Below are 19,583 nucleotides of genomic sequence, written 5' to 3'. Positions count from 1 at the left end.
CGTCATCCCTCCCTCTGCCCCGGGGCTGTGGCGCGAAATCGCGGGGGACTTGCCAAAGCGTCAACTCGATGCAAAAATTCATTTAATCGCAATGGTTGCGAATTTAATGTTTTTTGCAAAGGCGCATCATGGCAATCGATGGAACCTCCGAAACACGCATTCCGGTCACCTTGCTGACGGGATTCCTGGGCAGCGGCAAGACCACTCTGCTGAATCACTGGCTGCGCGATCCGGCGCTGGCCGATGCGGCGGTCATCGTCAACGAGTTTGGCGAGATCGGCATCGATCACGCGCTGATCGCCAGCAGTAACGACAACACCATCGAACTGAGCACGGGATGCCTGTGCTGCACCGTGCAGGGCGATCTGGTCGAGACGCTGCGCGATTTGCGCGCCAAGCGCAGCGCTGGCCAGATTCCGGCCTTCGACCGCGTCCTGATCGAGACCACGGGCATGGCCGACGTGGTGCCGGTCATCCAGGCCTTGATGACGTTTCCGGTGGCGCGCTCGTTTCGCCTGAACCGCGTGCTGACCGTGGTGGATGCCGTCAACGGGCCAGGCACCCTGGCGGCACACCCGGAAGCCATCAAGCAGGTGGCTGTGGCCGATGCCTTGATCGTCACCAAGACCGACCTGCCGGACGCGCGCGCCACGGCGCTTGTGGACACGCTTGCGCAAGTCAACCCCGGCGCCACGCGCCTGGTCTGCGACCCCGCCGCCCGGCCGGACGCCACCGTGCTGGACGGAGCCGACGTCTATGACGTGGATGTGCGCCCGGAGCAGGCGCGGCAATGGCTCAATGCCGCGCCCTACGCGGACGGGCATGGGCATGGGCGCCACCATGAACACACGCATGCGCATGACCATGCGCGCATCGACAGCTTCTGCCTGGACTTCGCCGCCCCCCTGCACTGGTCCCAGGTCAGCGCCTGGCTGGATGCGCTGGTCATGGCGCATCCCGACGAGCTGCTGCGCGTCAAAGGCATTCTGCACATCGCCGGCCACGAACGGCCCATCGTGCTGCAAGCGGTGCAGCGCCTGTTCCATCCGCCTGTCGAGTTGCCGCAATGGCCGGACGCGGACCGGCAATCCCGCATGGTTTTCATTACCAAAGGCCTGAGCAAGGACTACGTCATGCAGGTCTGGGACACGGTGCGCGAGCGCGCCCTCCCGCCTGCCGCCTGCGCGGCCTGATCGTTTCGGCATTCCCCATCACAAGGAAAACAGCATGGACACTTTGATCAAGAACGGCCTGGTGGTCACTCCCCAGGGACAGGTGCGCGCCTCTATCGGCATCCGCGACGGCAAGATCGCCGGCTTGTACGAGGCAGGCAGCGAACCCGAGGCGCGCAACGTCATCGACGCCAGCGGCCTGGCCGTATTGCCGGGCGCGATCGACATGCACTCGCACCACCGCCAGGGCTCGCAGAAGGGGTTCGAGTACAAGGACACCATCCTCACCGCCACGCAGCAATGCGCCGCTGGCGGCGTTACCACCAGCGTGGGCATGCCCAACGTCAATCCGCCGCCCAACTCGCTGGACCTGCTGGAAAAGCAGTTCGCCATCTACCGCAGCGATGCCGTGGTCGACTGGAACTTCAACCCGGCGCCGACGATAGAGTCGGAAATGGAAGCCATGACCGCCACGGGTATCGCCGCGTTCAAGATCTTCATGGTGGTGGACACGGGCCGAGACTACCCGCACATGCCCGGCATCGGCGTGCATGATCACGGCAAGCTGCTGCGCATCATGCAGCGCTGCGCCGAACTGGACGTGCCCTTGATGGTGCATCCCCACGACCAGGCCCTGATGGACGTGATCGAACAGACCTACTGGGACCGGGGCGAACGCGACGCTCTCGCCTATGCGCGCGCCTACGCCGCCCACGATGGCGTGATCTGGGAAACCGCCATTGCCACGCTGCTGCGGCTGCAGAAGGCGGCCGGCTGCCACCTGCACATCCTGCACACCCAGACCGCCGGCAGCGTGCAGCTCATCCGCGAGGCCAAGGCGGCAGGCCAGAAGGTCACCTGCGAAATCAATCCCTGGGCCCTGTTCCTGGGTTGCGAATGGTCGGCCATCCAGCGCCTGGGCTCGTATGCGCTGTCGTACTGGGTGCCGGAGAAGAACGTGCCCGGCTTGTGGGAAGGCCTGAACGACGGAACGATCGACATCATCGCCACCGACCATGCGCCGCACACGCGCGAAGAAAAGGAAGTGGGCTGGACCGATGGCTGGAAAGCCCATACCGGCACGCCATCGACGCAGTTCTACCTGAGCATGTTCCTGACGGCGGCCCAGGAAGGCAAGATCAGCCTGGAGCGCGTGGCCGAGGCATGTTCGGCCAAGCCCGCGGAATTGTTCCGACTGCGCAGCAAGGGTGAAATCCGCGCGGGCCTGGACGCCGATCTGGTGCTGGTCGATCTGGAGACGGAATACGAGGTGCGTGACGAGGACGTGCTCAGCCTGGTGGGCTGGAGCCCCTATGCCGGCCGCCGCCTCAAGGGCAAGCCGGTGCACACCATGGTGCGCGGCGCCACGGTATATGCGGACGGTAAAGTGGTCGGCGCCAAGGGCGGCGGCCAGATGGCTGCCGCGGTACGCTGAAGCCCAGGCCGCGCATCACTACGACACAAGGGGAAAACATCATGAATCGTCGTCAGTTCTCGCGGCTGTTGGCTTCTGCGCCATTGCTGCTGCCCACGTTGGTCCGCGCCCAGGACGGGACCGCCATCACGTTGATCGTGCCGTACCCGCCGGGCGGCAACACCGACTATGTGGCGCGCATTACCTCCGATTCGCTACGCCGCACCCTGGGTTCATCGGTCGTCGTGAAGAATCAGGCCGGCGCAGGCGGCACTATTGCCACCGATGCGCTGATACGCTCGCGCAACGACGGCAACACGCTGATGGTGGGCTCCATCGGCCAGGTTTCGCTGGTGCGGTTTTTGTTCAATGTGCGTTACGACCCGTTGAACGATCTGGTGCCGGTCGCCAACATCGCCAGCAATCCGCTGGTGCTCACGGTGCCGTCCAGTTCGCGTTTCCAGAGCCTGGCGCAACTGATCGAGTATGGCCGGGCCAAGCCGGGCGCGCTGACCGTCGCGCACGGCGGCGAAGGGTCGATGTCGCACATGTCGGTGCTGGTGTTTCTCAAGCGCGCGGGTGTCGAGGCGACACTGATCGGCTACCGGGGCGGCGCGCCCGCCCTGCTCGACACCATGGGCGGCACGACCGATCTGTACTCGGCCAACATCTCCGAAATCCTGCCGTACAAGGACAGCGGCCGCATTCGTTTCCTGGGCGTGTCCAGCCGCCAGCCCGTGCCTCAGTTGCCCGGCGTGCCGGCCATCGCCGACACCATCTCCGGACACGAGATCGAAACCTGGAACGGCCTGTTCGCGCCCCCTGGCACGCCCGCCGAAGTGGTGGACAGGCTGGCCGACGCCGTGCAGGTCATGCTGCGCGACCCGGAGGTGCTCAGTAAATTCGACGCGTCCGGCAGCCAGCCGCGGGCAGGCGAAGTAAAGGAGAAGTTCGCCCGGCGCATCCGCGACGACATCGCGCTATGGACGCCGCTGGTGTCCCTGATCGGGGTCAAGCCGGCGAACTGAGGCGGCCGGCGTCGCGAAAAAAAGCCCGCAAGACATGATGTCTTGCGGGCTTTTTCGCATGCCAGGGCGGCGCCTGCCATGCTCATCGCGTCACTCTTCGCCAGCCGCCTTGGTCAGCGACATGCCCAGCTGCACGCGGCGCTGCAGCCACAGGCTGGGGCGATAGCGTGGATCGCCGGTCACGCGCTGCATGCTCTTGAGGATTTCCAGGATGCGGTCGGCGCCGAGCTTGTCGCCCAGGGCCAGCGGGCCCACCGGATAACCCAGGCCCAGCGTCACCGCCAGGTCGATGTCCTTGGGCGTGGCGATCTGCTGCTGCGCGATGTCGCTGGCGATGTTGACGATGGTGGCGACGATGCGCTGGGCGATGAAGCCAGGCGAATCCTCGATCACCGTGACGGGCATGCCGTCCGCAGCCAGCAGCGCGTGCGCGGCGTCGCGCCACTTGGCTTCGGTGGCGGGCGACACCATGATGGTGCGGCGCTTGGCGCTGTCGAAGGCGTAGAGCGTGTCCAGGCCGACCGTGCGGGCCGCGTTCAGGCCTTGCGCGGAAACGGTGGTGGAGACGTCTTCGCCGTAGGGCGTGACCAGGATGAGCGCGTCGGCGTCGGGCGTGGAACCGGTCACCAGCGTGGCGCCCAGCTTTTCGACCAGCGCGGCGGCGCGGGCGTAGCCTTCACCGTGCTTGGGGCTGACCCAGACCTTCAGGTTTTCGGGCAGCGCCGGCACGGGCGGCTCGGCCGGCACCTGCTTCTGGCCGTCGGCGTAGACGTAGAAACCTTCGCCGGCCTTGCGGCCGATCAGCCCGCCTGCCAGGCGCACGGTGGTGATGGGCGAAGGACGGAAGCGCGGCTCGTCGAAGAACTGGCGGTAGATGGACTCCATGACGGGGTGCGACACGTCCAGCGCCGTCAGGTCCAGCAGTTCGAACGGACCCATGCGGAAACCGGCCTGCTCGCGCATCACGGCGTCGACCTGGGCGAAGGTCGCCACGGCTTCCTGCGCCACGCGCAGGCCTTCGGTATTCATGCCGCGGCCAGCGTGGTTGACGATGAAGCCCGGCATGTCCTTGGCGCGCACGGGCGTGTGGCCCATGCGGCGCGCCAGCTCGGCCAGCGCGTCGCCGACTTCGGGCGCGCTGCGCAGGCCGTCGATGACTTCGACCACCTTCATCAGCGCGACCGGGTTGAAGAAGTGGTAGCCGGCCACGCGCTGCGGCCGCTTGCAGGCGGCGGCGATGGCGGTGATCGACAGCGACGAGGTGTTCGACGCCAGGATGCAATCTTCGGCCACCACGCCTTCCAGCGCGGCAAACAGGTCACGCTTGACGTCCAGGCGTTCGACGATGGCTTCCACCACCAGCTGGCAGTTGGACATGTCGGTCAGCGCGGTGGCGGATTCCACGCGTTCCAGCGCGGCCTGCGCGTCGGCCGCGCTCAGCTTGCCCTTCTGGGCCAGCTTGTCCCATGTCTGGCGCAACGATTCGCGCGCAGCCGCCACGGCATCGGCGCTGGTGTCGTACAGGCGCACGCGCAGTCCGGCCTGCGCCGCGATCTGCGCGATGCCGCGCCCCATGGCCCCGGCGCCGACGACGCCGATGGTTTGAATCTCCTTCATCAACACTCTCCTGCTTTTATTGGATGGGGTTCAGGCCCGGCTTTGCGCCAGCGCCAGGATTTCTTCGGCCGACAGGCCCAGCTTCTCGGACAGCACCTGTTCGGTGTGCTCGCCCAGCATGGGCGGCGGACGACGGTACTCGACCGGGCTGTCGGAAAACTTCAGCGGGCTGGAGGCAATGGGCACTGTGCCCGCGGTCGGATGCGGCATTTCGCGCTTCATGCCGCGCGCCAGGACCTGCGGGTCTTCGTAGACCTGGTCCAGCGTGTTGATGGGGCCGGCGGGAACGCCCACGCCTTCCAGCGCGGCCAGCCAGTGGTCGCGCGCGCCGGTGGCCATGCGTTCGGCCAGGAGCGGCACCAGTTCGGCGCGGTTCTTCACGCGCTGCGGATTGGTGGCAAAGCGCGGATCGGCCGACAGCTCGGGCAGGCCGATCGCGCCGCAGTAGTTGCGGAACTGGCTGTCGTTGCCGACCGCCACGATCAGGTGGCCGTCGCTGGCCGCGAAGACCTGGTAAGGCACCAGATTCTGGTGCGCATTGCCGGCGCGCTTGGGCGCCACGCCCGAGGTCATGTAATTGAGGTTCTGGTTGGCCAGCATGCTGACCTGGCAGTCCAGCAGCGCCATGTCGATGTGCTGGCCCAGGCCGCTGCGCGAGCGCTCGTGCAGCGCGGCCAGGATGCCCACCGTGGAGTACATGCCGGTCATCAGGTCGGTCACCGCCACGCCCGCTTTCTGCGGCCCGCCGCCGGGCAGGTCATCGCGTTCGCCGGTGATGCTCATCAGCCCGCCCATGCCCTGGATCATGAAGTCATAGCCGGGGCGGCTGGCGTAAGGGCCGGTCTGGCCGAAGCCGGTGATGGAGCAGTAGATCAGGCGCGGGTTGAGCTCCTTCAGGCTTTCGTAGTCCAGGCCGTACTTGGACAGGCCGCCCACCTTGAAGTTTTCAACCAGGATGTCGCTTTGCAGCGCCAGTTCGCGCACCAGCTCGGCGCCGCGCGGCGAGGCGATGTCCAGCGCCACCGACAGCTTGTTGCGGTTGGCGGACAGGTAATACGCAGCTTCGGTGGTGTCGTTGCCCGCCTCGTCCTTCAGGTACGGAGGCCCCCAGGCCCGCGTGTCGTCGCCCGCGCCGGGGCGTTCGATCTTGATGACCTCGGCGCCGAGGTCGGCGAGGTTCTGGGTGCACCAGGGACCCGCCAGGACGCGGGTGAGATCCAGCACGCGTATGCCGGTAAGGGGAGCGGGACGTTGCGACATTAGTCTTTTCGCTAGAAGAGAAATGAAAACGTCCGGCTTGCGGCGGCGCGCAAGCCAGACTGGAATTCCGTCATGCCGGCGGCGCGCGGCCGCTGGCGCGTCATATGCCGGCGCGGCCATGGGCCGTGCGCCGGATCACCGTCAGTCATGCAGGATATTAGCCTCTTGCGCCGGGTCCGCGCTCAGGAATGCGCCTTGATGGTTTCGCGGGCGATCACCAGCTGCTGGATCTGCGAAGTGCCTTCGAAGATGCGGAACAGACGCACGTCGCGGTAGAAGCGCTCGACCGCGTACTCCGACATGTAGCCGGCGCCGCCGTGGATCTGCACCGCACGGTCAGCCACGCGGCCCACCATTTCGGTGGCGTACAGCTTGCAGCAAGCGGCCTGCATGGTGGTGTTCTCGCCGCGGTCGCGCATGCGGGCGGCGTCCAGCACCATGCAGCGCGCGGCGTAGAGTTCGGCCTGGCTGTCGGCGATCATGGCCTGGATCAGCTGGAATTCGGCGATGGGTTGGCCGAATTGCTTACGCTCAATGGCGTACTTCACGGCATCGCTCAGCAGGCGGTCGGCGATGCCCACGCACAGCGCCGAGATATGCAGGCGGCCCTTGTCCAGCACCCGCATCGAGGTGCGGAAACCGTTGCCCTCTTCGCCGCCCAGCAGCGCGCTGGCCGGGACGCGGCAGTTGTCGAACACCACGTCGCTGGTCAGGGCGCCGGCCTGGCCCATCTTCTTGTCGGGCTTGCCGATGGTCAGGCCCGGCGTGCCTGCTTCGACCAGGAAGCACGAAATGGAATTGGCGCGGCGTTCCGGCGCGGTGCGGGCCATGACAGAGAACAGGCCGGCGATGGGCGCGTTGGTGATGTAGCGCTTGGTGCCGTTGAGCACGTAGCTGTCACCATCGCGCACCGCGGACAGGCGCAGCGCCATTGCGTCGGAACCTGCGTCGGGTTCGGTCAGCGCGAACGAGCCGATCAATTCGCCGCTGGCCAGCTTGGGCAGGTAGCGGGCGCGCTGCTCGTCGGTACCGGCCAGCACGATGGCCTGCGAGCCGATGCCGATGTTGGTGCCGGCCAGCGAACGGAACGCGGGCGAGGTCTGCCCCAGTTCGAAGACCACTCGCACTTCCTCTTCCATGGTGAGGCCCAGGCCGCCATGGTCGGGCGAGATGGACAGGCCGAACAGGCCCAGGTCGCGCATCTCGTTGACGATGTCGGGCGGCACCTGGCCGCTTTCGGCGAGTTCGTCTTCGGCGGGGATCAGGCGTTCGTGCACGAAGCGGCGCACGGCGTCCAGCAACAGGTTCAGGGTTTCGGTATCGAGGGCCATGGTGGGAGTCTCAAGAAGATACGGGGCAAGCCGGGGACAGCCGCGCCTCAGGCGCGCATGCCTCCGACCAATAGATCGAAATAGCCGGCGGCGATGGCTTCGGCGCTGTCGCCCTGGCCGGGCTTGTACCAGCGCACCATCCAGTTCAGCATGGACAGCACGGCGCGGCCCGCGGCGGCCACGTCCAGCGCGCGGAACTCGCCGGCGGCGACGCCTTGCGCGATCAGTTCGCGCAGGCGCTTCTCGTAGCCGTCGCGCAGCCGGGCGGCGTCTTCGCGTTCGGTCAGGGCCATGCCGGAATAGCCGATCAGCATGGTGACGAATTCGGCGTGGTGCTGCTCGAAGTAGCGCGCGTGGCCCACCATGAAGGCGCGCAGCCGGGCCGTGGCGCCCTCCGCCCGCGCCACATCCTGGGCGACGGCCTGCGTCAGGCCGCTGAGCACGGCCAGGATGATGGCGTCGTAGATGTCCTGCTTGGTGGTGTAGTAGTGGTAGATGGCCGCCTTGGACACGCCGAGCGCGCCGGCCAGGTCGGACACCGAGCTACCGTCGTAGCCGCTTTGGGCGAAGAGCTTGGCGGCTTCTTCCAGGATGCGTTCGCGCGGGGCCGCCACGGTGGGCGGCCGGCCGGCGCGGGCGCGTTTCTGGGCGGGAGGGGCGGAGGTCGCCATGGCAGCCTTTGCAGGGGCCGCGCCGCAGCTGCCGGAGGGACTCGCGTACCTCCATTGACAGCGCTTCAGCGCATGCCGTTTAATAAGGATTAATTAATTACCGGACGGTCGGTAGGTAATTATAGGCACACCCGCCAACGGTGTTCAAGTCCCGATGTTCAAGTTCTCCCGTGACCTTTTTCCGCGACGAAGCCATGCCCCACTCTCTCGTGACTGATTTGTACGGCCAGATGTCCCTGCCGGTCATCTGCGCCCCGATGTTCATCGTGTCCAATCCCAAGCTGGTGGTGGCGCAGTGCACCAGCGGCATCGTGGGGTCGTTCCCCGCGCTGAACGCGCGTCCGCAGAGCCTGCTGACCGACTGGCTGGACGAAGTCCAGGCCGGCCTGGCGTCGCACCGCGAGGCCAACCCCGGCGCGACGGTGGCGCCGTTTGCGGTCAACCAGATCATCCATCAGTCCAACGACCGGCTGGAGCAGGACCTGGCCGTGTGCGCCAGCCACCGCGTGCCGCTCATCATCACCAGCCTGCGCGCGCCCGGCGACCTGGTCAAAGGCATCCATGACTGGGGCGGCAAGGTGTTCCATGACGTGACCACCATCCGCCACGCCGAAAAGGCGCTGGAAGCCGGCGTGGACGGCCTGATCCTGGTGTGCGCCGGCGCTGGCGGCCATGCGGGCACGCTCAGCCCCTTCGCGCTGGTGTCCGAAGTGCGCCGCTTCTATGACGGCCCGCTGATCCTGTCGGGCGCGATCACCTCGGGTGCGCACATCCTGGCCGCGCAGGCCATGGGCGCGGACTTCGCCTATATGGGTACGCGCTTCATCGCCAGCGAGGAAGCCAACGCCAGCGAAGGCTACAAGTCCGCCATCGTGGACGCCAGCGCCTCGGACATCCTGTATACCCCGTTCTTCACCGGCATTCCCGGCAACTACCTGAAGGCCAGCATCGCCGCCGCCGGCCTGGACCCGGCCAACCTGCCGCAGCCAGACAGCGGCGCGTCCAATTTCGGCTCCACCCGGGTCAAGCCCTGGAAGGACATCTGGGGCGCGGGCCAGGGCGTAGGCGGCATCGCCAGCGTGCTGCCGACCCGCCAGATCGTGGACACGCTGCGCAGCGAATACGCGGACGCCAAGTCCCGCCTGGCCAACGGTTTCGGCGCATGAGCGCCGGCCTGCAGGTCAGCCGTGACGGCGCGATGCTGACGCTGACCATCAATCGCCCGGACCGCCGCAACGCGCTGGATACGGCCACTTATGCCGCCCTGACCGAGCAGATCACTCTGGCATGCGCCGACACGGCGTTGGCGGCAGTGGTCCTGACCGGCGCGGGCGAGCATTTCACGGCGGGCAATGATTTGCGCGACTTCCAGGCGGAACGCGGCGCAGGCGACAGCGCCGCCTTGACCTTCCTGCGGGCGCTGGTCATGGCGGACGTGCCGGTCATCGCCGCAGTCGAAGGCTATGCCATCGGCATCGGCGTGACCCTGTTGCAGCACTGCGATTTCGTCCACATCGGCGAAGGCGCCACCTTGCGCATGCCGTTCGTGGCGCTGGGGCTGTGCCCGGAAGGCGCTTCCAGCCTGCTGATGCCGCGCCTGGCCGGCGCCCGCCGCGCCGCTGAATGGCTGTTGCAGGGCAAGGCCTTCACGGCGCAGGACGCCTGCGACGCCGGGCTGGCCACTTCGGTCACGCCCAAGGGCCAGGCGCTGGCGGCGGCGCAAGCCACCGCCGCCGACCTGGCGCGCCAGCCGCCGGCCGCGCTGCGCCTGACCAAGGCCATGCTGCGCCGCCCGGACCGCCAGGCGATCCAGGACACGCTGGACTATGAAGCCCAGCAATTCCGCATCCGCCTGCAATCCGAGGAAGCGCAGGCGGCGTTCGCGAAGTTCTTCAAGAAGTAGGAAAGCCGGATTGCGCGCCCTAGCCTGGCGCGCGTAATCCGTCGCCTCAGAACGGCGAATCCGGCCGGAAGTTCGGGGCGCGGCGTTCGCGCAGGGACTGGATCCCTTCGCGCACGTCCGGACCGCCAAAGCCCATGAATTCCAGCGCCAGCGACGTATCGAAGCTGGGTCCGGCCATGCGCAGCCAGTTGTTCAGCGAGTACTTGGTCCAGCGGATGGCGGTCTGGGAACCGGCGGCCAGCTTGTTGGCGACCTCGAAGGCGCGGCCGATGAGTTCAGCCTCGTCCACGCACAGCGACACCAGGCCGATGCGCTCGGCTTCCTCGCCGGTCACGGTTTCGCACAGCATCAGGTAGTACTTGGCGCGCGCCATGCCGCAAAGCAGCGGCCAGACGATGGCGGCGTGGTCGCCGGCCGTCACGCCCAGGCGGGTATGGCCGTCGATGATGCGCGCGTCGCGCGCCGCGATTGAGATGTCGGCCAGCAGGCCGGCCACCAGGCCCGCGCCCACGGCCGCGCCATGCATGGCGGACACGATGGGCTTGTTGCAGTTGATGATGTTGTAGACCAGGTCGCGAGCCTCGCGCCAGACGCGGGTGCGCACGTCGAAGTCGTCGGCCATCTGCTGCACCAGGTCCAGGTCGCCCCCGCCCGAAAAGCCCTTGCCCTCGCCGCGGATCACCACCACCCGGGTGTCCGGGTCGGTGTCGATATCGCGCCAGATGTCGGCCAATTCGCGGTGCATGCGGTCATCGGCGGTGGACAGCTTGCCCGGCATGCCGCCCTTGGCGCCCATGATCACCTCCAGCACCCCGCCGGGGTGCCGGCGCAGTTTCAGGGACTCATAGGCGGAATAGTGTTCCAGCGTGATGTCGCTCATGTTCGTCTCCACGTAATCTTGTCTTGAGGCCGGGCCGGATGCCGGCCGGTTTGGGCGCACTATAGTAGATACGCGCTTTCGCGCCACGCCGCCATCCCCAGGAGCCTCAGCCCATGAACACTACCGCCCCGTCCGCCGGCGGCGCCATCGACCGCGCCGCCCTGCCCGCCCTGTTCGCGCCGCGCGGCCAGGACACCCACAAGGGCAGTTTCGGCACAGTGGGCGTTGTGGGCGGCGGCCCGGGCATGACGGGCGCGGCGCTGCTGGCCGCGCGCGCCGCCCTGAAGACCGGCGCCGGCAAGGTGCTGGTCGGCTTCGCCCAGGACGCCGCGCCGCTGGCCTGCGATCCGCTGCAGCCCGAACTGATGCTGCGCGACGCCCGCTCGCTGCTGGAACAAGACTGGGGCGTCACCGCCTGGGTGGCGGGCTGCGGCATCGGCACGGACGCCCTGGCGGCCAACGCCTTGTCCGAACTGTTCGTGCTGCGCCGCGGCTCGCCCCTGGTGCTGGACGCGGACGGCCTGAATCTGCTGGCCCGCGGCGACATCCAGCCCAACTGGGGCGAGGGCGCCGTGGTGCTGACGCCTCACCCGGCCGAGGCCGGGCGGCTGCTCGGCATGGACACGGCCGAGGTGCAGGCCGACCGGCCGGCCGCCGCCAGGAAACTGGCCCAGCGCTACCGCGCCTGGATCGTGCTGAAGGGCGCGGGCACCGTGGTCTGCTCCCCGGATGGCGATCTGCGGGTCAATACCAGCGGCAATCCGGGGCTCGCCACCGCCGGAACCGGGGACGTATTAGCGGGCATGCTGGGCTCGTTGATCGCCCAGAAGCTGCCGCTGGAGCAGGCGGTCGCCGGGGCAGTCTGGCTGCACGGCGCGGCCGCCGACGCGCTGGTCGCCCAGGGTGTCGGCCCCATCGGACTGACCGCCGGAGAGCTGGCGGATGCCGCCCGCGCCCTGCGCAATGGCGGCTAAGTCCCTGCGGCATAAACATTTTTACAACATATAGGGGTTTACCCTAGAAATGGCATTGCTTTTGTTCTAGGGTTATCCCTATAATGGTTTACCCCAAGACGAAACGGACTGGAGCAAACCATGAGCGAACTGACCCTGAACCACACTGCCCGCCTGACCGACGCGCTGGAGCGTGACCTGCTCCGCGGCGCCCTCGAGAACCAACCGAATTCCCATCCGCTGACCAGCCTGAAGAAGGCCGGCCAAGCCGTAGTGGCAGCTGTTGCCGCCGTGTTTTCCTTCATCGACGAAGTGAACGAGTCGATGAACAAGGCCCGCGCCGCCAGCTCGCGCTTCTCCGGTTCGCAGTGGTAAGCCCTGCCGCGCCGGCCTGAGTCGCGATCGATCTCCCGCGATTCAGCCCGGCGCGACCCCGCCGCAACGCCCGCCGGTTTCCCGGCGCCCCTTGCGGCGGTTCTTCGGCGCCCAGCCCCTCACCCGGGCGCCATCGCGCCGCGCAGGCCTCCAGACGAGGCAGCGCGGCGCCCTCTTTCCCCCTCCCTCTCCGCGTTTTCCCTAGCGCCGCGCTTGCCATTGCGCATTGACAGTGCGCGAAGCCCCTACCGATAATCGGCCCCTTGCCGTCGTGCCCGGCGCCAAAACCCCCTGAGCCCCTTCCAGGCGAGGCCGCCCGCGCGGCTGGCGCAGGCCGGTTTACACGCAGGCGCGATCCGGTTCGTTCCCCATCCGGAGTTGTCACCATGAAGTTGCGTACCACCCTGGCCCTTGCGGCCGCCGCCATTCCCCTGGCCGCCGCCCAAGCCCAGACGCTGAAGATCGGCCTGTCGGCCGAGCCCACCTCGGCGGATCCCCACTACCACAAGATGACGCAGAACGACGCCTTCTCTGCGCACGTCTACAGTTCCCTGGTGGGCCGCAGCGCCGACATGAAGCTGGTTCCGGCCCTGGCCACCTCCTGGAAGACGCTGGACGACCAGACCTGGGAATTCAAGCTGCGCGACGACGTCAAGTTCTCCAACGGCAAGCCGTTCACGTCCGAAGACGTGCTGTTCACCATCTGCCGCACGCTGAACAACGAAACCAACGTGTCGCAGTCCTATATGGACATGACCAAGCGCATCACCGACGTGCAGACGCCGGACGCGCACACCGTCATCATCAAGACCGGCGAACCCTTCCCGCTGATGCCCGCCGAACTGGCGCGTTCGCTGCCCATCGTCTGGAATGGCATCGTCGAACACGGCAAGCTCACGTTCGACCCCAAGAAGGGTTGCGGCGTGACCGGCCCCTGGCCCACCGTGGCCGACTTCAACAACGGCAAGGACGCCATCGGCACCGGCCCGTACACCCTGAAGTCCTACGTCAAGGGCACCGGCATCGAGCTGGTCCGCAATGAAAACTACTGGGGTCCCAAGCCGTACTGGAAGGAAGTGAAGTTCGTGCCGGTGCCGTCGGCCGGCCCGCGCCTGACCGGCCTCTTGTCCGGCGACTTCGACATGATCGAAAACCCCGCCGCCCGCGACCTGCCGCGCCTGAAGGACAACCCCAAGTTCGGTTTCGTCGCCACCCCGTCGACCCGCCTGGTGTTCTTCCAGCCTGACGTGGGCCGCAACCCGAGCCCCTTCGTCAAGAGCGCCGACGGCAAGAACCCGCTGCAGGACCTGCGCGTGCGCAAGGCGATTTCGATGGCCATCGACCGCAAGACCATCACCGCCCGCATCATGGACGGCATGGCCACGCCCGCCTTCCAGTACATGCCCGACGGCATGTTCGGCGCGCTGCCCCAGGCGCCGGAAATCAAGTTCGACCCGGAAGGCGCCAAGAAGCTGCTGGCCGAAGCCGGCTACCCGAACGGCTTTGAACTGACCCTGTCGTCGACCAACGACCGCTACGTCAACGACGGCCAGGTGGCGCAAGCCGTGGCCCAGTACCTGGCCCGCGTCGGCATCAAGACCAATGTGGACGCCATGACGGCCTCCATCTATTTCCCCAAGCGCGCCAAGCGCGAGTTCAGCTTCTCGATGGGCGGCTGGCCGGCGGAAACGGGTGAAGCCTCGGCCCTGTTCCAGCTGTGGGTGGCATCCCTGGATTCCCCCAACAGCCTGGGCACCAGCAACTACGGCGGTTTCAGCAATGCCGACTTCGACAAGGTCTACAAGGAAGCCATCGTGACGGTGGACGCGCCCAAGCGCGAGAAGCTGCTGCAGCAATCCACCCAGATCGCGCTGGACAACGTGCCGCTGATCCCGCTGCACTTCGAAAGCAGCATCTGGGCCTTCCGCAAGGGCATCACCTACGAAGGCCGCCGCGACCAGTACACGCTGGCCACTTCGGTCACGCCCGAAAAGAAGTAATCAGGTCCGCCTGAACGAAGAACGGCTGCCCCAGGGCAGCCGTTTTTTTGCCTGGGCGGAGGACTTCAGCATCCTTGGCGGACTATGCGGCCGCCCTGCCTTGCAGCGCGTCGTCCAGCTCCCGCGCCAGCAATTCGACAAAGGCCTCGGCCGCTGGCGGCAGCACCCGGCCCGGCATGACCTGGATCTGCAGGGTGCGCGATTGCAGCTCGGCATTGGAAATCGGCACGGCGATCAGCTCGTCGCGCCGCAGGCTCCAGGCCACCGAGATATAGCCGCTGAGCATGATGGCGTCCGACCCGAAGACGAAGCCGTGCAGGGGCGAGGAATCGTTGCAGGTCAGCGCTGGCTCCAGCTGCACCGACTCCAGCGCGCAGCCCATCTCGAACAGCTGGCGCGTGGTGGTGCCCGGCCCGGTCAGCGCCAGCGGATACTGGCTGAGATCCTGCAGGCTGACGCTGGCGCGCCCCGCCAGCGGATGGTCGGCCGCCATCACCGCATGCACCGGCGCGCGGCGCGAATAGCGCGGACTGACCCCGCCGATGCGTTCGGCAATGAAGACCATGCCCAGTTCCACGCTGCCTTCGGCCACCCGGCGGCTGACTTCGGCCGGCGACCCCACGTGCAGGTCGAAGCGGATGTTGGGCCAGTCGCGACGAAAACGCGCCATCACCGAGGGCAGGAAGATCCGCGCCACGCCCTCGACAGAGGCCACCCGGATCTCGTTGCGCGCGGCGCCCTTGATGGCGGCGATTTCCTGCAGGACGGAATCGGCTTCCAGCATGGTGCGGCGGGCATGCGCCAGCAGCAGCTGGCCCGCTTCGCTCAGGACCATGCCGCGTGCGGCGCGCTCGAACAGCGGCGCGCCCGCCTCTTCCTCCAGCTTGGCGATCTGCCGGCTGATGGCCGACACCGCCACATGCAGGCGCTCGGACGCGCCGCTCAGGCTGCCCGCCTGGGCTACCTCCAGAAAATACTTCAAGGCGATGCCGTGCACGTCAGCCCTCGCGGTTCTCAGAGAATGGGAATGGGGAACAAGCTTTGCCTTTTCTGCAAAGCTCGAGATAAATATTCTAATTGTAGAGAAAGCAGCCAAGCTCCTAGAATTCGCCCAATACTCAAAGGCGGCGCGCGCCTGACGCGCCCTATATATAAGGGAAAACCCGTGCTAGCAGCCTGTTTCAGCGCCCGTCGCGCCGCGGCGCCCGCTCATGCCGGCCGCTAGCCGCCCCCCCAGCGCCATCGCCTATACAATCCCGTCGCTTCATCGGAGTTCCCATGCCCACGTCCGCCCCCGCGTCCACACCGCGTCCATTTCTACTTGCCTGTCCGAACTTGTCGGCAGAGCGGGTGGGCAACACGGATACCCCGGGGGTCTGGCATTTCGATTCGGGCGTGCCGGGCAAACGCGTCATGCTGAGCGCGCTGATCCACGGCAATGAACTCTGCGGCGCCTGGGCGCTGAAGGACGCGCTGGCGGCGGGCCTGCGCCCGCGCCGCGGTTCGCTGACGCTGGCGTTCTGCAACCTGGCGGCATTCGATCGCTTCGACCCTGCCAATTACGCGCCCGCGCGCTTCGTCGACGAAGACATGAACCGCGTCTGGAGCGACGACAAGCTGAGCGTGCCGACCAGCCAGGAACGCCGCCGCGCAGCCGAGATCCAGCCCTGGGTCGAGCAGGCCGACTGGCTGCTGGATTTCCATTCGATGAGCAATTCCGACGTGCCGCTGCAGCTGACCGGCATGGAGCAACGCAATATCGACCTGGCGCTGGCCCTGGGCAACCCCGCCACCATCATCGCCGACGCCGGCCACGCCGCGGGCGTGCGCATGCGCGACTACGGCCGCTTCGGCGAAGCCGGCGACAACGGCACCCGTTCCCTGCTGATCGAATGCGGCTTCCATGGCGCGCCCGAAGCGCGCGGCGTGGCTGTCGACCAGCTGGCGCGCTTCCTGGTGGAAGCGGGCACGGTGGACCGCGGCGACCTGCCCGCGGATTGGTTCGCCCCCGCCGCGTCCACGCAGCGCGCACTGCGCGTGACGCATGCGATCGCCGCCAAGAGCGCCGATTTCCGCTTCGCCCAGCCCTGGAAGGGCCTGGAAACGCTGGCCCGCGCCGGCGACCTGATCGGCTGGTCCGAGGGCGAGCCCGTCGTCACGCCTTATGACGATTGCGTGCTGATCATGCCTTCCACCGCCAATCTGCGGCCCGGCGTGACCGTCGTCCGGCTGGCGCAGCCCATCGCCTGAAGACCCGCGGCGGCCCGCCAGGAACGCCGCCCCGCAACACCATAACCAATACAACAAAGGGACAAAATCCATGTCTGCCCAGACGCTCTACCGCAGCATGCTCACGGCCTTCGCCATGGCCGCCTGTACCACCGCGGCCATCGCCCAGGATGCCGCCGGCGTTCTGCGGATCGGCCTGTCGTCCGAGCCGACGTCGATGGATCCGCACTACCACCAGGCCACGCCGAACGATGCGATGACCTCGCACATGTTCGAGACGCTGGTGGGGCAGGATGCCAAGATGAACCTGATCCCGCGCCTGGCCACGGCCTGGAAACCGGTGGACGACACGACCTGGGAATTCACGCTGCGCGATGGCGTCAAGTTTTCCAACGGCCAGCCCTTCACGGCGCAGGACGTGCTGTTCACTTTCTGTCGCGTGGTCAACAACGAGCAGTCCATCAGCAGCTCGTACCCCTCCATCGTGCAGAAGTTCGCCGACGTGCAGGTGCGCGACGGCAACACGCTGGTGATCAAGACGCGCCAGCCCTATCCGCTGCTGCCCAACGACCTGACCCGCATGGGCATGCTGTGGAACGGCATCGCAGAACATGGCCCGATCAGCTTCGACCTGAAGAACAAGTGCGGCGTCACCGGCTCCTGGCCTACCGTGGCCGACTTCAACACCGGCCGCTCCGTGATCGGCACCGGGCCCTACACGCTCAAGAGCTACGTCAAGGGCACCGCCATCGAACTGACGCGCAACGACGCCTACTGGGGCGCGAAGCCGGCATGGAAGGACGTAAAGCTGGTGCCGGTGCCTGCCGCTGGCCCGCGCCTGACCGGCCTCTTGGCGGGCGACTTCGACCTGATCGAAAATCCCGCCGCGCGCGACGTGAAGCGCATTTCGGAAACGCCGGGTTTCGGCCACGTCATCACCCCGTCGGTGCGCGTGGTGTATTTCCAGCCCGACGTGGCGCGCAATCCCAGCCCTGGCGTGAAAGCCGCGGACGGCAAGAACCCGCTGCAGGACGTGCGCGTGCGCCGCGCCATTTCCATGGCCATCGACCGCAAGACCATCGCCGACCGCATCATGGACGGCGCCGCCACGCCGGCCAACCAGTTCCTGCCTGACGGCATGTTCGGTACCCTGCCCAACCCGCCCGCGCTGAAGTACGACCCGGCCGCCGCCAAGAAGCTGCTGGCCGAAGCCGGCTACCCGAATGGCTTCGAGCTGACCGTCTCATCGACCAACGACCGCTACATCAACGATGCGCAGGTCACGCAGGCAGTGGCGCAATACCTGTCGCGCGTGGGCATCAAGACCACCGTCGACACCATGACGCGCTCGGTCTACTTCCCCAAGCGCGCCAAGCGCGAGTTCAGCTTCGCCATGGGCGGCTGGTCGTCGGAAACCGGCGAGGCCTCGTCCTTCCTGCAATACTGGGTCAGCGCGTTCGACAAGGAACACGGCCTTGGCACCAGCAACTACGGCGGCTATGACAACCCCGAGTTCGACCGCGTGTTCAAGCGCGCCCTCGTCACCGTGGACCCGGCCGCGCGCGAAAAGCTGCTGCAGGAATCGCTGACGCTGGCGTTGGCCGACCTGCCCAGCATTCCCCTGCATTTCGAAAGCAGCATCTGGGCGTTCCGCAAGGGACTGACCTATGAAGGCCGCGCCGACCAGTACACCCTGGCCATGTCGGCCAAGCCCGCCAAGTAAGACCCTACGCGGCGCCCGCAAACCCTGAGCCCACCAAGGAAATAATCTCGTGGCCTTGTTCATCCTACGCAGACTGATACAGAGTCTGTTCGTGCTGCTGGCCGTTTCGGTCGTGGTCTTCTTCGCGGTCTATGCCGTGGGCGATCCGATCGAACTGCTGGTCAGCCCCGAAGCCAGCCAGGCCGCACGCGAGGCGATGATCGCCCGCCTGGGCCTGGACCTGCCGGTATGGCAGCAATACACAGGATTCCTGTGGCGCGCGCTGCACGGCGACCTGGGCACATCCTTCGTGCACGGCATCCCCGCCATCGAGCTGATCGTGCAGCGCATCCCCGCCACGTTCGAGTTGGTGGTGGTCGCCATCATGCTGACCTGTGTGTTCGGCATTCCGCTGGGGCTGATCGCGGGCCTGTACCGCGACCAGCCGCTGGGCCGCGGCATCATGGCCACTTCGGTGCTGGGCTTTTCGCTGCCGAACTTCTGGCAAGGCATGATGCTGATCCTGCTGTTCGCGGTATGGCTGGGCTGGCTGCCCGCCACCGGCCGCGGCGACACGGTCACCGTGCTGGGCGTGCCGCTGTCCATCCTGACTGCCGATGGCTGGTCGCACCTGATCATGCCGGCGATCAACCTGGCGCTGGCCAACATCGCCCTGGTGCTGCGCCTGACCGCGTCCGGCGTAGTCGAGGCCCGCAGCCAGGACTACGTGAAGTTCGCGCGCGCCAAGGGCGTCAAGCCCGGCCGCATCGTGCGCCGCCACATCCTGCGCAACATCCTGATCCCCGTGGTCACCGTGATCGGCATGGAATTCGGCACCCTCATCGCCTACTCCACCATCACCGAAACCGTGTTCGCCTGGCCAGGCATGGGCAAGCTGCTGATCGACAGCGTCTACCAGCTGGACCGCCCGGTCGTGGTGGCCTACGTGATGCTGGTCACCCTGATCTTCGTGATCATCAACCTGGTTGTGGACATCCTGTACGCCACGCTCGATCCGCGCGTGCAGCTCGTGACTCCCGCTCAATAA

General features: G+C 66.9%; 17 protein-coding genes. 11 read left to right on the top strand and 6 right to left on the bottom strand.

Translation table 11 applies throughout. From position 1 onward, the window contains the following. Window positions 1-128 precede the first annotated feature (128 nt). From IB258_RS17920 to IB258_RS17910, 3 genes are read left to right on the top strand one after another with little or no spacing between them, the layout of a single operon-like run. Entirely contained in the window at window positions 129-1,193 is a 1,065-nt protein-coding gene (locus IB258_RS17920) for a GTP-binding protein (protein WP_192352969.1), read from the top strand. Then, window positions 1,174-2,607, top strand: a complete 1,434-nt coding sequence (locus tag IB258_RS17915) for a dihydroorotase family protein (RefSeq protein WP_255508603.1) — start codon at window positions 1,174-1,176, stop codon at window positions 2,605-2,607. Before IB258_RS17920 ends, IB258_RS17915 begins: the two co-directional genes overlap by 20 nt. Window positions 2,608-2,648: 41 nt before the next feature. Further along, window positions 2,649-3,614 (top strand): tripartite tricarboxylate transporter substrate binding protein, encoded by a 966-nt coding sequence (locus IB258_RS17910; RefSeq protein ID WP_119452137.1) that lies wholly within the window; start codon window positions 2,649-2,651, stop codon window positions 3,612-3,614. A 90-nt stretch (window positions 3,615-3,704) separates the two neighbouring features. Here IB258_RS17910 and IB258_RS17905 read toward each other — a convergent pair whose 3' ends face one another. The 4 genes from IB258_RS17905 to IB258_RS17890 form a co-directional block, all read right to left on the bottom strand. Further along, entirely contained in the window at window positions 3,705-5,231 is a 1,527-nt protein-coding gene (locus IB258_RS17905) for a 3-hydroxyacyl-CoA dehydrogenase (protein WP_125472729.1), read from the bottom strand. A 30-nt stretch (window positions 5,232-5,261) separates the two neighbouring features. Further along, window positions 5,262-6,491, bottom strand: a complete 1,230-nt coding sequence (locus tag IB258_RS17900) for a CaiB/BaiF CoA-transferase family protein (RefSeq protein WP_054455142.1) — start codon at window positions 6,489-6,491, stop codon at window positions 5,262-5,264. A 182-nt stretch (window positions 6,492-6,673) separates the two neighbouring features. Then, entirely contained in the window at window positions 6,674-7,822 is a 1,149-nt protein-coding gene (locus IB258_RS17895) for an acyl-CoA dehydrogenase family protein (protein WP_054455144.1), read from the bottom strand. A 47-nt stretch (window positions 7,823-7,869) separates the two neighbouring features. Beyond that, complete coding sequence (locus IB258_RS17890) at window positions 7,870-8,493, bottom strand: TetR/AcrR family transcriptional regulator (RefSeq protein WP_054455146.1); 624 nt, start codon at window positions 8,491-8,493, stop codon at window positions 7,870-7,872. 194 nt (window positions 8,494-8,687) lie between these two features. Here IB258_RS17890 and IB258_RS17885 point away from each other — a divergent pair, with 194 nt between their 5' ends. Both IB258_RS17885 and IB258_RS17880 read left to right on the top strand, forming a co-directional pair. Then, window positions 8,688-9,659, top strand: a complete 972-nt coding sequence (locus tag IB258_RS17885) for a nitronate monooxygenase family protein (protein ID WP_192352968.1) — start codon at window positions 8,688-8,690, stop codon at window positions 9,657-9,659. Beyond that, window positions 9,656-10,396 (top strand): enoyl-CoA hydratase-related protein, encoded by a 741-nt coding sequence (locus IB258_RS17880; protein ID WP_192352967.1) that lies wholly within the window; start codon window positions 9,656-9,658, stop codon window positions 10,394-10,396. Before IB258_RS17885 ends, IB258_RS17880 begins: the two co-directional genes overlap by 4 nt. Before the next feature lie 46 nt (window positions 10,397-10,442). On the opposite strand, the gene IB258_RS17875 is transcribed toward IB258_RS17880, so the two are convergent. Next, window positions 10,443-11,276: an enoyl-CoA hydratase/isomerase family protein gene (locus IB258_RS17875; protein WP_054455150.1), complete on the bottom strand. Its 834-nt coding sequence runs from the start codon at window positions 11,274-11,276 to the stop codon at window positions 10,443-10,445. Window positions 11,277-11,389: 113 nt separating this feature from the next. Between IB258_RS17875 and IB258_RS17870 the strand changes: the two genes are divergently transcribed. From IB258_RS17870 to IB258_RS17860, 3 genes are all read left to right on the top strand, one after another. Continuing rightward, window positions 11,390-12,250 carry an NAD(P)H-hydrate dehydratase gene (locus tag IB258_RS17870; RefSeq protein ID WP_192352966.1) on the top strand — a complete coding sequence of 287 codons (861 nt, stop codon included), beginning with the start codon at window positions 11,390-11,392 and terminating at the stop codon, window positions 12,248-12,250. Between the two features lie 120 nt (window positions 12,251-12,370). Further along, window positions 12,371-12,604, top strand: coding sequence for a hypothetical protein (locus tag IB258_RS17865; RefSeq protein WP_054455155.1), 234 nt, complete (start codon window positions 12,371-12,373; stop codon window positions 12,602-12,604). A gap of 386 nt (window positions 12,605-12,990) precedes the next feature. Then, window positions 12,991-14,604, top strand: coding sequence for an ABC transporter substrate-binding protein (locus tag IB258_RS17860; protein ID WP_054455157.1), 1,614 nt, complete (start codon window positions 12,991-12,993; stop codon window positions 14,602-14,604). 82 nt (window positions 14,605-14,686) lie between these two features. On the opposite strand, the gene IB258_RS17855 is transcribed toward IB258_RS17860, so the two are convergent. Further along, window positions 14,687-15,601, bottom strand: coding sequence for a LysR family transcriptional regulator (locus IB258_RS17855; protein ID WP_054455159.1), 915 nt, complete (start codon window positions 15,599-15,601; stop codon window positions 14,687-14,689). 281 nt (window positions 15,602-15,882) lie between these two features. Here IB258_RS17855 and IB258_RS17850 point away from each other — a divergent pair, with 281 nt between their 5' ends. The 3 genes from IB258_RS17850 (at window position 15,883) to IB258_RS17840 (ending at window position 19,583) form a co-directional block, all read left to right on the top strand. Next, a complete protein-coding gene (locus IB258_RS17850) occupies window positions 15,883-16,854 on the top strand; it encodes a succinylglutamate desuccinylase/aspartoacylase family protein (protein ID WP_192352965.1) in 972 nt (323 codons plus the stop codon). 70 nt (window positions 16,855-16,924) lie between these two features. Then, window positions 16,925-18,556: an ABC transporter substrate-binding protein gene (locus tag IB258_RS17845; protein ID WP_119452134.1), complete on the top strand. Its 1,632-nt coding sequence runs from the start codon at window positions 16,925-16,927 to the stop codon at window positions 18,554-18,556. A 49-nt stretch (window positions 18,557-18,605) separates the two neighbouring features. Continuing rightward, complete coding sequence (locus tag IB258_RS17840) at window positions 18,606-19,583, top strand: ABC transporter permease (protein WP_054455165.1); 978 nt, start codon at window positions 18,606-18,608, stop codon at window positions 19,581-19,583.

The organism is Achromobacter sp. ACM02 (assembly GCF_014851605.1).
Lineage (GTDB): Bacteria > Pseudomonadota > Gammaproteobacteria > Burkholderiales > Burkholderiaceae_B > Achromobacter > Achromobacter aegrifaciens.
Note: the sequence above shows the minus strand (reverse complement) of the source record. Positions and strands in the feature narration are given on the sequence as shown.

Coding starts and splice junctions, on each gene's coding strand:
- IB258_RS17920 (WP_192352969.1), top strand. CDS start 129: ATGGCAATCGATGGAACCTCCGAAACACGCATTCCGGTCACCTTGCTG.
- IB258_RS17910 (WP_119452137.1), top strand. CDS start 2,649: ATGAATCGTCGTCAGTTCTCGCGGCTGTTGGCTTCTGCGCCATTGCTG.
- IB258_RS17905 (WP_125472729.1), bottom strand. CDS start 5,231: ATGAAGGAGATTCAAACCATCGGCGTCGTCGGCGCCGGGGCCATGGGG.
- IB258_RS17900 (WP_054455142.1), bottom strand. CDS start 6,491: ATGTCGCAACGTCCCGCTCCCCTTACCGGCATACGCGTGCTGGATCTC.
- IB258_RS17895 (WP_054455144.1), bottom strand. CDS start 7,822: ATGGCCCTCGATACCGAAACCCTGAACCTGTTGCTGGACGCCGTGCGC.
- IB258_RS17890 (WP_054455146.1), bottom strand. CDS start 8,493: ATGGCGACCTCCGCCCCTCCCGCCCAGAAACGCGCCCGCGCCGGCCGG.
- IB258_RS17885 (WP_192352968.1), top strand. CDS start 8,688: ATGCCCCACTCTCTCGTGACTGATTTGTACGGCCAGATGTCCCTGCCG.
- IB258_RS17880 (WP_192352967.1), top strand. CDS start 9,656: ATGAGCGCCGGCCTGCAGGTCAGCCGTGACGGCGCGATGCTGACGCTG.
- IB258_RS17875 (WP_054455150.1), bottom strand. CDS start 11,276: ATGAGCGACATCACGCTGGAACACTATTCCGCCTATGAGTCCCTGAAA.
- IB258_RS17870 (WP_192352966.1), top strand. CDS start 11,390: ATGAACACTACCGCCCCGTCCGCCGGCGGCGCCATCGACCGCGCCGCC.
- IB258_RS17865 (WP_054455155.1), top strand. CDS start 12,371: ATGAGCGAACTGACCCTGAACCACACTGCCCGCCTGACCGACGCGCTG.
- IB258_RS17860 (WP_054455157.1), top strand. CDS start 12,991: ATGAAGTTGCGTACCACCCTGGCCCTTGCGGCCGCCGCCATTCCCCTG.
- IB258_RS17850 (WP_192352965.1), top strand. CDS start 15,883: ATGCCCACGTCCGCCCCCGCGTCCACACCGCGTCCATTTCTACTTGCC.
- IB258_RS17845 (WP_119452134.1), top strand. CDS start 16,925: ATGTCTGCCCAGACGCTCTACCGCAGCATGCTCACGGCCTTCGCCATG.